Annotated in this window: 11 protein-coding genes; 5 read left to right on the plus strand and 6 right to left on the minus strand. The window is 69.7% G+C overall.

Annotation, left to right across the window (positions count from 1 at the left end; all coding sequences use genetic code 11):
• A partial coding sequence (locus tag AB0K43_RS27925) for an aminotransferase class V-fold PLP-dependent enzyme (protein WP_363644505.1) occupies positions 1–1,420 on the minus strand: 1,420 nt, incomplete at its 3' end.
• A gap of 384 nt (positions 1,421–1,804) precedes the next feature.
• Between AB0K43_RS27925 and coxB the strand changes: the two genes are divergently transcribed.
• From coxB to AB0K43_RS27945, 4 genes are all read left to right on the plus strand, one after another.
• Complete coding sequence (gene coxB, locus AB0K43_RS27930) at positions 1,805–2,659, plus strand: cytochrome c oxidase subunit II (RefSeq protein ID WP_363644507.1); 855 nt, start codon at positions 1,805–1,807, stop codon at positions 2,657–2,659.
• An 89-nt stretch (positions 2,660–2,748) separates the two neighbouring features.
• Complete coding sequence (gene ctaD / locus AB0K43_RS27935; RefSeq protein ID WP_363644551.1) at positions 2,749–4,434, plus strand: cytochrome c oxidase subunit I; 1,686 nt, start codon at positions 2,749–2,751, stop codon at positions 4,432–4,434.
• Positions 4,434–4,832 carry a cytochrome c oxidase subunit 4 gene (locus AB0K43_RS27940; RefSeq protein WP_363644509.1) on the plus strand — a complete coding sequence of 133 codons (399 nt, stop codon included), beginning with the start codon at positions 4,434–4,436 and terminating at the stop codon, positions 4,830–4,832. Before ctaD ends, AB0K43_RS27940 begins: the two co-directional genes overlap by 1 nt.
• A gap of 279 nt (positions 4,833–5,111) precedes the next feature.
• Positions 5,112–6,380, plus strand: coding sequence for an Ig-like domain-containing protein (locus AB0K43_RS27945; protein WP_363644511.1), 1,269 nt, complete (start codon positions 5,112–5,114; stop codon positions 6,378–6,380).
• An 18-nt stretch (positions 6,381–6,398) separates the two neighbouring features.
• Here AB0K43_RS27945 and AB0K43_RS27950 read toward each other — a convergent pair whose 3' ends face one another.
• From AB0K43_RS27950 to AB0K43_RS27970, 5 genes are all read right to left on the minus strand, one after another.
• Positions 6,399–6,785 (minus strand): GntR family transcriptional regulator, encoded by a 387-nt coding sequence (locus AB0K43_RS27950; protein ID WP_363644513.1) that lies wholly within the window; start codon positions 6,783–6,785, stop codon positions 6,399–6,401.
• A 122-nt stretch (positions 6,786–6,907) separates the two neighbouring features.
• Entirely contained in the window at positions 6,908–8,569 is a 1,662-nt protein-coding gene (locus tag AB0K43_RS27955) for a cytochrome bc complex cytochrome b subunit (protein ID WP_363644515.1), read from the minus strand.
• A complete protein-coding gene (locus tag AB0K43_RS27960) occupies positions 8,566–9,636 on the minus strand; it encodes a Rieske 2Fe-2S domain-containing protein (RefSeq protein WP_363644517.1) in 1,071 nt (356 codons plus the stop codon). Before AB0K43_RS27960 ends, AB0K43_RS27955 begins: the two co-directional genes overlap by 4 nt.
• Positions 9,633–10,442, minus strand: a complete 810-nt coding sequence (locus AB0K43_RS27965; protein WP_363644519.1) for a c-type cytochrome — start codon at positions 10,440–10,442, stop codon at positions 9,633–9,635. The genes AB0K43_RS27960 and AB0K43_RS27965 overlap by 4 nt, the downstream gene beginning before the upstream one ends.
• Before the next feature lie 156 nt (positions 10,443–10,598).
• On the minus strand, positions 10,599–11,219 hold the full coding sequence (locus AB0K43_RS27970) for a heme-copper oxidase subunit III (RefSeq protein WP_363644521.1): 621 nt from the start codon (positions 11,217–11,219) through the stop codon (positions 10,599–10,601).
• Between the two features lie 436 nt (positions 11,220–11,655).
• Here AB0K43_RS27970 and AB0K43_RS27975 point away from each other — a divergent pair, with 436 nt between their 5' ends.
• Complete coding sequence (locus tag AB0K43_RS27975) at positions 11,656–12,081, plus strand: hypothetical protein (protein ID WP_363644523.1); 426 nt, start codon at positions 11,656–11,658, stop codon at positions 12,079–12,081.
• Positions 12,082–12,151: the final 70 nt, after the last annotated feature.

The following is a 12,151-nucleotide window of genomic DNA, read 5'->3' on the forward strand; positions in this document are numbered from 1 at the left end:
CCGACCCGATGCCGACACTCCTCGCTCCGGCACTCTCTTCGTTCGCTTGTCGCTCGTCCCTTTCGGCACCGGCGCGTCCTTCGGCTCGGGGCGGCCCGGTGAATCGCCCGCTCGCCTCCGGACGCTCCGACCCGATGCCGACACTCCTCGCTCCGGCACTCTCTTCGTTCGCTTGTCGCTCGTCCCTTTCGGCACCGGCGCGTCCTTCGGCTCGGGGCGGCCGGGTGATTCGCCCGCTCATGGCCGCATCCTCCTGCGCCGCGGCCGCCGCAGGCGTCGGTTCGACCTCAAGCTCGAGCTCGAGCCCCAGCGGGGCGCGGACGCCCGCGACCAGGTCCGGCAGGACGGCGAGGAAGCGCTCCACGTCCGCCTCGGCCGCGCCGTACGGGAGCGAGACCCGGACGTTGCCCTCGGTCAGTACCCCCATCGCGGCGAGCACGTGGCTCGGGGTCAGGGTGGAGGAGGTGCACGAGGAGCCCGAGGAGACCGCGAACCCGGCCCGGTCGAGCTCGGTCAGCAGCACCTCGCCGTCCACGTAGAGGCAGGAGAAGGTGACCAGGTGCGGCAGCCGGTGCACCGGATCGCCCACCACCTCCACCTCGGGGACCAGCCGCGGCACCCGCGCCCGGATCCGCTCGACCAGGGCGTGCAGCCGCGCGTTCTCCCGCTCGGCCTCGGCCCGTACCGCGCGCAGCGAGGCGGCCGCGGCCACGATCGCCGGCACGTTGACGAAACCGGGCACCCGGCCGCCCTCGCGCTCGTCGGCGGGCAGCGGCGAGGCGTACCGCACCCCCTTGCGGACGGCCAGCACCCCGACGCCCGCGGGGCCGCCCCACTTGTGCGCACTGGCCGTCAGCAGCGACCAGCCGCCCGGCACGGGGAGCCGGCCCGCGCTCTGCGCCGCGTCCACCAGCAGCGGCACCTCGCCGCAGAGCCCGGCCGTCTCGGCCACCGGCTGGAGGGTGCCGACCTCGTGGTTGGCCGACTGCAGGACGGCGAGGGCGGTGTCCGGCCGGAGCGCGGAGGCGAACGCGGCGGGGGCGACCCGGCCGAGCCGGTCCACCGGCACCACGCCGACCTCACCGCCGGCCGCCTCGTGCTGCTCGGCGGTGTGCAGGACGGCGGAGTGCTCGACCGCCGAGTGCACCAGGTGCGCGCCCCGGCGCCGGTTGCCGCGCAGCGCCCCGAGCATCCCCAGCTGCACCGCCTGGGTGCCGCTCGTGGTGAACGAGATCTCGTCCGCCCGCGCCCCCAGCACCTCGGCCACCGTCTCCCGCGCCGCGTCCAGCAGCATCCGGGCCTGCCGTCCGGAGCGGTACAGCCGCGCGGGGTCGGCCCAGCCCTCCTCCAGCGCGGCGGTCAGCGCCTGCCGGGCGACGGGGTGCAGCGGGGCGGTGGAGGCGACATCGAAGTACGACACGGCTCCCACGCTATCCCGCCCGCCGGACGGCGCCGCGCGGCGCTGACGACGGCTCAGCCGTGGCTGCCGGGGTGGCCGGGAAGTACCCGCTTTCGGCTGGTTCGTCCGGGCCCGACGGTCCGTCACCCGCGTGTCGCAGTGCCGTCGCCCGATCGGGCGTGCGACCCTCGGATGCCTACGATGACCTGCGGGTCCGCCCCACCCGGGTCTGATCGGGTAGCCGGGCGGCGCGTTACCGGGGGCTGCTCGTGAGTGGCGCATAAGGATGCAGTAGCGTTTGGCCCGCATAAGCATTCAAACCGTGCCCGTGGCCGGGCCGCCGGGGGAGCAGAGGCTCCCCTTCAGGGTGGCGCGATCGCGGGCGAGACTTCGGGAAGGCGCTACGTGAGTCCCAACGGCTCCGACCGCTCGCCGCGGCGCACGATGCGGCGGAAGCTGCCTCAGGCGCTGGCACTGGGCCTCGTCATCGCGTCCGCCACCGGCTGCTCGGCCAACGACCTGCCCAGGCTTGGCCTCCCCTCCCCGGTCACCGAGGAAGGACCCCTGGTCCTTCATATGTGGCAGGGATCGTGGATCGCGGCGTTGGCTGTCGGCGCACTGATGTGGGGTCTGATCCTCTGGAGCGTGATCTTCCACCGGCGCAGCCGCACCAAGGTGGAGATCCCCGCTCAGACCCGGTACAACGTGCCCATCGAGGCGCTGTACACAGCGGTCCCCCTTGTCATCGTCTCGGTGCTCTTCTACTTCGTCGCCCGCGACGAGGCGACGCTGACCTCCACCTCCGCCAAGCCCCAGCACACGGTCAACGTGGTGGGCTTCCAGTGGAGCTGGGCGTTCAACTACGAGAACACCGAGAAGCCGGACCCGGCGAGCAGCACCGCCGCGTACGACATCGGCACTCCGCAGGAGCCGCCGACGCTGTGGCTCCCGGTCAACGAGTCGGTGAAGTTCGTCCTCACCTCGCGGGACGTGATCCACGACTTCTGGCCGATCAACTTCCTGATGAAGCAGGACGTCGTGCCCGGCGTGGTCAACGCGTTCGAGGTCACCCCGACTGCCGAGGGCACCTACCGCGGCAAGTGCGCGGAGCTGTGTGGCGTCGACCACTCGCGGATGCTTTTCAACGTGAAGGTCGTCTCCCACGACGAGTACGAGCAGCACCTCAAGGAGCTGCGGGCCAAGGGCCAGAGCGGCGCGGTGCCTTCGGGCATCACGACCACGGGAAGTGAAGCAGAGTGACCATCCTCAACGAGCCCGCCGCGGCCGGCGGGGGCGCCGGGGCCGTCACGGCCGGCGGTGCCCAGCGCACCCGCAAGCCGGGTTCCACCATCATCAAGTGGCTCACCACCACCGACCACAAGACGATCGGCACGATGTACCTCGGTACGTCGTTCGCGTTCTTCCTGATCGGCGGCATCCTCGCGCTGGTCATGCGCGCCGAGCTGGCTCGTCCCGGGACTCAGATCCTGTCGAACGAGCAGTTCAACCAGGCGTTCACCATGCACGGCACGATCATGCTGCTGATGTTCGCCACCCCGCTCTTCGCGGGCTTCGCGAACTGGATCATGCCGCTCCAGATCGGTGCGCCCGACGTCGCGTTCCCGCGGCTGAACATGTTCGCGTACTGGCTCTACCTGTTCGGCTCGATCATCGCGGTGGCCGGCTTCATCACCCCGCAGGGTGCCGCCGACTTCGGCTGGTTCGCCTACTCCCCGCTGTCCGACGCCGTCCGGTCCCCGGGCATCGGCGCCGACATGTGGATCATGGGTCTGGCCTTCTCCGGCTTCGGCACGATCCTCGGTGCGGTCAACTTCATCACCACCATCATCTGCATGCGCGCGCCCGGCATGACGATGTTCCGGATGTCGATCTTCGTCTGGAACGTCCTGCTGACCGCCGTGCTGGTCCTGCTGGCCTTCCCGGTCCTGGCCGCCGCGCTCTTCGCGCTGGAGGCGGATCGGAAGTTCGGAGCACATGTCTTCGACCCGGCCAACGGTGGTGCGATGCTCTGGCAGCACCTGTTCTGGTTCTTCGGGCACCCCGAGGTGTACATCATCGCGCTGCCGTTCTTCGGCATCGTGTCCGAGATCATCCCGGTCTTCAGCCGCAAGCCGATGTTCGGCTACTCCGGTCTGATCGCGGCCACCATCGCGATCGCCGGTCTGTCCGTGACGGTGTGGGCGCACCACATGTACGTCACCGGCCAGGTGCTGCTGCCGTTCTTCTCCTTCATGACCTTCCTGATCGCGGTCCCGACCGGTGTGAAGTTCTTCAACTGGGTCGGCACCATGTGGAAGGGCTCGCTGAGCTTCGAGACCCCGATGCTCTGGACGGTCGGCTTCCTGGTCACCTTCCTCTTCGGCGGTCTGACCGGGGTGCTGCTGGCCTCCCCGCCGATCGACTTCCACGTCTCCGACTCGTACTTCGTGGTCGCCCACTTCCACTACGTGGTCTTCGGCACCGTCGTCTTCGCGATGTTCGCCGGCTTCCACTTCTGGTGGCCGAAGATGACCGGCAAGATGCTGGACGAGACGCTCGGCAAGATCTGCTTCTGGACGCTGTTCATCGGCTTCCACGCGACCTTCCTGGTCCAGCACTGGCTCGGCGCCGAGGGCATGCCCCGCCGCTACGCCGACTACCTGGCCTCGGACGGCTTCACCACGCTCAACACCGTCTCCACCATCGGCTCCTTCCTGCTCGGCCTGTCGATCCTGCCGTTCCTCTACAACGTCTGGAAGACCGCCAAGTACGGGGAGAAGGTGGAGGTCGACGACCCGTGGGGCTACGGCCGCTCGCTGGAGTGGGCGACCTCCTGCCCGCCGCCTCGGCACAACTTCCTCACCCTGCCGCGGATCCGCTCCGAATCGCCGGCCTTCGACCTCCACTACCCGGAGATCGCCGCGCTGGACTACCTGGAGAACCACGGCGAGCACGCCAAGCACTTCGCCGGTGTGACCCCCGCGCAGTACGACCGCCCCCCGCTGGGCAAGGGCAAGAAGGAGGGTGACGCCTGATGAAGGAGCAGGGCAAGATCTTCATCGGCTTCGCCGTCTTCATCCTGGCGATGGCCATCACGTACGGCCTGTGGTCCAAGGAGCCGGCCGGTACCACCGCGCTGTTCCTGGCCTTCTCGCTGTGCGCCTTCATCGGCTACTACCTGGCCTTCACGGCCAAGCGGGTGGACGCGGGCCCGGGTGACAACCCGGAGGCCGAGGTCGCCGACGACGCCGGTGAGATCGGCTTCTTCGCCCCGCACAGCTGGCAGCCGCTCTCCCTGGCGGTCGGTGGCGCGCTCGCCTTCCTGGGCGTCATCTTCGGCTGGTGGCTGCTCTACTGGTCGATCCCGATCATCCTGGTCGGCCTGTACGGCTGGGTCTTCGAGTTCTACCGCGGCGAGAACCAGAACCAGTAGGTTCGCTCCCGCCGCACGCACCGGGCCGGGCATCCCTTCGGGGGTGTCCGGCCCGGTGCTTTGCGCTGCCCGTGTGCCGCCCGGAGCCCGCCCCCGGCGCGCCACGCCGGGGGCGCCACGCCGGTCGGCCGCCCGTCCACCGTTCGGCCGCTCAAGCCACGGCCCAAGCGCCCCAAGGGGCCCTTCACCCGGGTGGGGCAACCGGCCGGGCGCCGGGGTGCCGTCCGTCCGGGTGCTTCCTACGCTCCGAGTAATCGTCTCAAGAGCTCGGAGGAAACGATGGGCCGCAGTCGGAGACACACGAACGGGCGGACCGCCGCCGCCGCGATACTGCTGCTGGTGCCGGTCGCGGCCTGTTCATCAGCGGGTGGCACGAAGGACGCCCTCACCTACTCGACGGTGGACGCCGGGCCACTGGTGCACGCCGCGGCCGACACCGACGTCGACCCGTCCAAGCCCTACACCGTCACCGCAGTGCCGGGCAGCCGGCTGACCGACGTGACCGTCACCGGTCCGGACGGCAAGCAGGTGGCCGGCCGGCTGGCCGACGACCAGGCCAGCTGGCAGACCACCGGACGGCTGCGGGCCGGCACCCACTACACCGTCCAGGTCGCCGCGGACAACGGCAAGGGCGGCCGGGGCCTGACCACCACGGCCTTCAGCACCGTCGCGGCACAGAACCTGCTCACCGCCGAGCTGGGGCCGGACTCCTCGGGCAGCGGCCTGTACGGCGTCGGCCAGCCGCTCACCGTGAAGCTCTCCGCACCGGTCAAGGACCCGGCGGGCCGCCAGGAGGTCGAGCGCAGCCTGACCGTCAGCTCGGAGCCGGCCGCGGTCGGCGCCTGGTACTGGGTGGACGACCAGAACCTGCACTTCCGGCCGCAGACCTACTGGCCGGCCAACGCCAAGGTCCAGCTGGTCTTCGACGCGGCCGGGGCCCGGATCGCCGACGGCCTCTACGGCGGCGACCGCAAGAGCCTCAGCCTGCGCACCGGCGACCGGGTCGAGGCGCTGGTGGACGCGGGCACCCACGAGCTGACCTTCAAGCGCAACGGCGAGCTGGTCAAGACGCTGCCGGTGACCACCGGCAAGCCCGGCTTCGACACCCGCAACGGCGTCAAGGTGGTGCTCGGCCAGGAGTCCCAGGTGCGGATGAGCGGCGAGAGCATAGGCATAGCCGCCGGCAGCGCGGAGTCCTACGACCTGGAGGTCATGTGGGCCACCCGGGTGACCTGGAGCGGCGAGTACGTGCACGCCGCGCCCTGGTCGGTCGGCTCCCAGGGTGTCGCCAACGTCAGCCACGGCTGCACCGGTATGAGCACCGAGAACGCCCACTGGTTCTACGAGAACACCCGGGTGGGTGACATCGTCCAGGTGGTCAACAGTCTGGGCGCCACCATGGAGCCGTTCGGCAACGGCTTCGGGGACTGGAACGTCTCCTGGGAGGACTGGGTCAAGCACAGCGCCCTCGGCAAGCCGGTGTCCACCTCCGGCACCGTCGACGGCGGGCCCGGCCAGAGCTGGGGCGGTCTGCTGCCGCAGGTGTGAGCCACTCCCGACGGGCCCTCAGGCCCGCTGCTGGGCGCGTTCGCCGTACGCCACGGTGAGCGCGCCGGCTGCTGCCGCCAGCGCCTCCTGCTCGGTGACCCCGAGGCGTACCGCGTGCCGGGCGTACTCCGCGGCCGCCGCGGCCGCCAGCCGGTGCGAGGTGTCGCCCACCGCGGCGATCAGGGTGCCGCGCCGGCCGTGGGTCTCCACCACCCCGTCCGCCTCCAGCTCGCGGTAGGCCCGGGCCACCGTGTTGGCCGCCAGGCCGAGTTCCTCGGCGAGCGCCCGGACGGTGGGCAGCTTCCGACCGACCGGCAGCTCGCCGCTGTGCGCCAGCTCGGCGATCCGGGCGCGGACCTGCTCGTACGGGGGGACGGGGGAGTCGTGGTCGACGGACAGCTGCACGGATGCTCCTGGGGGTTCGCCTGGGCACCATTGTGCCCGGCGGGCGGGTACGACGAGGGCCCCTGCGCTGCTGCGCAGGGGCCCTCGTACTGTGGCGGATCAGCGTGGTCGATCAGACCCGGTCAGTGGTGGCCGTGGCCGCTCTCGATCTCGCGGAACTCCTCGACGGTCGGCTTGGTGATCTGGCCGCCCTCGCCGTAGTAGCCCTCGGAGAGCTTGGCGCGGGTCTTGGCCACCAGGCCGGCCTTGCGGGCGACACCGTTCTCGTCGGTCTGAGCCGGGAGCTCGATCGGCCGGGGCTGCTCGTGCGCGGTGAGGGTGTGCAGGTCCTTGGCCGCGAGCGGCGTGTGGACCTCGACGAACTCACCGTGCGGCAGGCGCTTGATGATGCCGCTCTCGCGGCCGTGCAGCACCTTCTCCTTGTCCCGGCGCTGGAGGCCGAGGCACCAGCGCTTGGTGACGAAGAAGACGATCACCGGCACCACGAAGAAGCCGACCCGGACGAAGTACGTGATCGAGTTCAGCGACAGGTGGAAGTGGGTGGCGAACAGGTCGTTGCCACCGCCGACCAGCAGCACCAGGTACAGGCTGATCCAGGCCGCGCCGAGACCGGTGCGGACCGGGGCGTTGCGCGGGCGGTCCAGGATGTGGTGCTCGCGCTTGTCACCGGTGATCCAGCCCTCGATGAAGGGGTAGACCGCGATCGCGACCAGGACCAGCGGGAAGATCGCCAGCGGGATCATCACGCCCAGGTTGAGGGTGTGGCCGCCCCAGACCGAGACCTCCCAGCCCGGCATGACGCGGATCAGGCCCTCGGAGAAGCCCATGTACCAGTCGGGCTGGGCGTCGGTCGACACCTGGTCCGGACGGTACGGGCCGTACGCCCAGATCGGGTTGATCGTGGCGATCGCCGAGATGGCCGCGATGATGCCGAAGACCAGGAAGAAGAAGCCACCGGCCTTGGCCATGTAGACCGGCATCAGCGGCATGCCGACGACGTTCTTCTCGGTCTTGCCCGGGCCCGCCCACTGGGTGTGCTTGTGGTAGAAGACCAGGATCAGGTGCGCCACCAGCAGGCCCAGCATGATGCCCGGGATGAGCAGCACGTGGATGGTGAAGAACCGCGGCACGATGTCGGTGCCGGGGAACTGCCCGCCGAAAAGGAACATCTGGACGTAGGTGCCGACCAGCGGCACCGCCAGGATCGCGCCTTCCATGAACCGGATACCGGTGCCCGACAGCAGGTCGTCGGGGAGCGAGTAGCCGAAGAAGCCGTCGAACATGCCGAGCACGAGCAGCAGGAAGCCGAAGACCCAGTTGATCTCGCGGGGCTTGCGGAACGCGCCGGTGAAGAAGACGCGCATCATGTGCACGAGCATCGCCGCCACGAAGACCAGCGCGGCCCAGTGGTGGATCTGGCGGATCAGCAGACCGCCGCGGATCTCGAAGCTGATGTCCATGGTCGAGGCGTAGGCCTCGGACATCCGGATGCCGTCGAGCGGGGCGTACGGGCCGTGGTAGACGACCTCGGCCATGCTCGGCTTGAAGAACAGCGTCAGGTACACACCCGTGAGGATGATGATGACGAAGCTGTAGAGGCAGATCTCGCCGAGCATGAAGGACCAGTGGTCCGGGAAGATCTTGCGCAGGTTGGACTTGGCCAGGGTGTAGATCCCCAGCCGGCCGTCCGCCCAGTCCGCCACCGCCTCCGCCTTGTTGGCGGGCTTGGCTCGGGTGCTGGCCGGCTTGGGGGCGCTGGAGGTCGCGCCGCTCGTCGTGCTCATCGCTTGCGCTCCCAGAAGCTCGGACCGACGGGCTCGTCGAAGTCGCCGGTGGCGACCAGGAAGCCCCGCTCGTCAGTGGTGATCTTCAGCTGCGGAAGCGGGTGACCGGCCGGGCCGAAGATGACGCGGGCGCCGTCCGCCAGGTCGAAGGTCGACTGGTGGCAGGGGCAGAGCGCGTGGTGGGTCTGCTGCTCGTACAGGCTGATCGGGCAGCCGACGTGGGTGCAGATCTTCGAGTAGGCGAGGATGCCCTCGAAGCCCAGGTCACGGGAGGCGCTGTCCTTGATGTCCTCCGGAGCGATCCGGACCAGCATCAGGGCGTCCTTGGCGATCTGGACCTGGAAGTCCTCCGCGTCCTCCTCCAGGCCCTCGGGCTTGGCGAAGGTGAGCGAGCCGACGATGATGTCCTCGGCCTTCATCGGCTCGTTGGTGTTCATGTTGATCAGCTGCAGCGGCTTCTGCGGGGAGGCGACCTCCCAGCCGGTGTGGTTCAGCTTCTGCTCCGGCAGCGGGCCGAGGTCGCGCAGCAGCACGACACCGGACAGCGGCACCAGCGCCATCGAACCGATCATGGTGTTGCGGATCATCTTGCGGCGACCGAAGCCGGACTCGGCGGCGCCGGTCTTGAACTGCTCGATGACGTCCGCGCGGAGCTCGTCGTCGGCCTCGATCGGGTGACGCTCGGCCGGGATCTCGTGGTCCGACATCAGCGTGCGGGCCCAGTGGACCGCGCCGGCGCCGATGCAGAAGAGCGCCACACCGAGGGTCAGGCCGAGCGCGAAGTTGAGCGCGCTGACCTTGCCGATCGGGAAGATGTAGACGATCTTGTCGATCGGGAAGACCACGTACGAGGCGATGAAGCCGATGGTCGCCAGCATCGAGATCACGAACATCAGCGACACCTGGCGCTCGGCCCGCTTGGCGGCCCGCTCGTCGATGTCGGTGCGACGCGGCTGGTGGACCGGCAGGCCCGGGTCGGCGAACGGGTCGTCGTGGACGGCGACCGCGTGGCCGTGGGAGTCGCCGTGCGACTCCGGCAGGTTCTCTTCAGAGATGTCGTGGCTCATGACTTCTTGGCCTTGGTGGTGTGGGCGGCAACCCAGATCGCGACCGCAATGAGGACGCCGAGACCGAAGATCCAGCCGAACAGGCCCTCGGTCACCGGACCGAGGCTGCCCAGCGTGAGACCACCGGGGTTGGGCTCCTCGTTGGTGGTGTGGCGGACGAAGGCCACGATCTGCTTCTTCTGCTCCTCCGGCATGGTGGTGTCGGGGAACGACGGCATGTTCTGCGGGCCGGTCTGCATGGCCTCGTAGATGTGCTTCGAGTCGACACCCTCCAGCGACGGCGCGTACTTGCCCTTGGTGAGCGCACCGCCCTGGCCGGCGAAGTTGTGACACTGGGCGCAGTTGGTACGGAACAGCTCGCCGCCCTTGGCCACGGCGTTCGGGTCCGTCGCGGTGTACTGCTCCGCGGTCGGGGCCACCGGGCCGGGGCCGAGCGAGGCCACGAAGGCCGCCATCTTGTCGATGTCGTCCTGCGAGTAGATGTTCTTCTTCGCCGGCACCTGGGCGCCGGGCTGCTGCGCGGGCATGCGGCCGGTGCCGACCTGGAAGTCGACCGCGGCGGAACCGACGCCGACCAGGCTCGGACCGTCGGAGCTGCCCTGGCCGTTCAGCCCGTGGCAGGAGGAGCAGCCCACGGCGAAGAGCTTGCGGCCCTCGTCGATCTGCAGGGACTGCGCGGCGGTGTCGGCCTGGGCCTTCTCGGCCGGCGCGAAAGCGGCGTACAGCCCCCCGGTGGCCGCCAGGGCGAGAAGTAGGACGACCAGCGCCGCCAGTGGGTGGCGCCGTCGTGCGGAGAGCTTTTTCACGGAATAACCCCGGTGTCAGGATCTGGTCGGCTGGTGGCCGCGTCCGGGTGCCTCGGCTGCTCAGGCCGGGCAAGGGGACGCGAGGTCGGGTCGGTGGGGCGCTTGCCGGATGGCAGGCACGGTCTCCGGCCGGCGGCCAGCGACCTGATCAGCTGGTTACTTGATCAGGTAGATGGTCGCGAACAGGCCGATCCACACGACGTCGACGAAGTGCCAGTAGTACGACACCACGATCGCGGCGGTGGCCTGCTCGTGAGTGAACCGCTTGGCTGCGTACGTCCGTCCCAGGACCAGCAGGAAGGCGATCAGACCACCCGTCACGTGCAGACCGTGGAAGCCGGTGGTCAGGTAGAACACCGTGCCGTACGGGTCGGAGGAGAGCGAGAGCCCGTCCGTCTTCACCAGCTCGGTGTACTCGAAGATCTGACCACCGATGAAGATCGCGCCCATCACGAAGGTGATGGTGAACCACGAGCGGAGCTTCTTCACGTCACCGCGCTCGGCGGCGAAGACGCCGAGCTGGCAGGTGAGCGAGGAGAGCACCAGGATCGTGGTGTTCACCGAGGAGAACGGGACGTTGAGGGCGCTCGCCTTCTCGGTCCAGAACTCTGCGCCCTTGACCGAGCGGAGCGTGAAGTACATCGCGAACAGGGCCGCGAAGAACATCAGCTCGGAGCTCAGCCAGACAATGGTTCCGACGCTGACCAGGTTCGGCCTGTTGACCGCTCCGTGCGCGTGTCCGGTTTCTGTTGCTGTTGCTGTCGCCACGACGGACATTATGTCGGTCCCTTATTCCGTCTTCACGTCGGGGGGTCTCCCTCGGAGTGTCCGGTGCGTGCGGTATGCCCCGTTGGACTCGGGCGGGCGGGCCCCGGGTGCCGCTCGCTGGGCATTGTCCGATTTCTGACGGTTGTTCGGTGCCCTTCCGGCGGGCCGGGCCACTCGTCTGCTCCGCGTGTCCCCCGGCGCCCGGGGTCGCCGAGGGTGTAGCGGCAGAGCCGTCCGGGTGGTCTACGGCGAAGAGGGTGACGCCGGTACACCCGCAGGGGTGAGTGGTGCGCGCGGCGGCTTGAGCGAGATCGCGTCAGGGGCTCACCACGAGGGGTGGGCGGGAGTAGCATCCGGAGGAGAACGTGGTCCGGATCACACCGGCCGCGCCGAACCGACCCGCACGACACCTATTAATGGGGACGAGCACCCGGGAGCAGGGCCCATGGCGCACAGGACCGACGAGACGCTCACCGTTCTCGTCTACAGCGACGACCGCAACACCCGCGAGCAGGTCACCCTGGCGCTCGGCCGCCGGCCCGCCGCCGATCTCCCGGAGGTCGAGTACCTGGAGTGCGCGACCACTCCGGCCGTGCTGCGTGCCCTGGAGAAGGGCGGGATCGACCTCTGCGTGCTGGACGGCGAGGCGGTGCCGGCCGGCGGGCTGGGCCTCGGGCGCCAGCTCAAGGACGAGATCTACGGCTGCCCGCCGGTGCTGGTGGTGATCGGCCGCCCGCAGGACGCCTGGCTGGCCGCCTGGAGCCGGGCCGACGCCGCGGTCTCCCACCCGGTCGACCCGGTGGCGCTGGCCGAGGCCGCCGCCACCCTGCTCCGCCAGCGGGTCGCCCGCCGGACACCGGCGCACCGGTAGCGGAGCCGCCCTCACCGGTCGTCTCACCAGGAGAGAAGCCGTCCCTAGATTCCGGCGCGGGCCCCGCGCC

Origin of the sequence: Kitasatospora sp. NPDC049258 (genome assembly GCF_040678895.1) — a bacterium.
Taxonomy (GTDB): Bacteria; Actinomycetota; Actinomycetes; order Streptomycetales; family Streptomycetaceae; genus Kitasatospora.

Coding starts and splice junctions, on each gene's coding strand:
- AB0K43_RS27970 (WP_363644521.1), bottom strand. CDS start 11,219: ATGTCCGTCGTGGCGACAGCAACAGCAACAGAAACCGGACACGCGCAC.
- AB0K43_RS27975 (WP_363644523.1), top strand. CDS start 11,656: ATGGCGCACAGGACCGACGAGACGCTCACCGTTCTCGTCTACAGCGAC.
- AB0K43_RS27960 (WP_363644517.1), bottom strand. CDS start 9,636: ATGAGCCACGACATCTCTGAAGAGAACCTGCCGGAGTCGCACGGCGAC.
- AB0K43_RS27955 (WP_363644515.1), bottom strand. CDS start 8,569: ATGAGCACGACGAGCGGCGCGACCTCCAGCGCCCCCAAGCCGGCCAGC.
- AB0K43_RS27945 (WP_363644511.1), top strand. CDS start 5,112: ATGGGCCGCAGTCGGAGACACACGAACGGGCGGACCGCCGCCGCCGCG.
- AB0K43_RS27940 (WP_363644509.1), top strand. CDS start 4,434: ATGAAGGAGCAGGGCAAGATCTTCATCGGCTTCGCCGTCTTCATCCTG.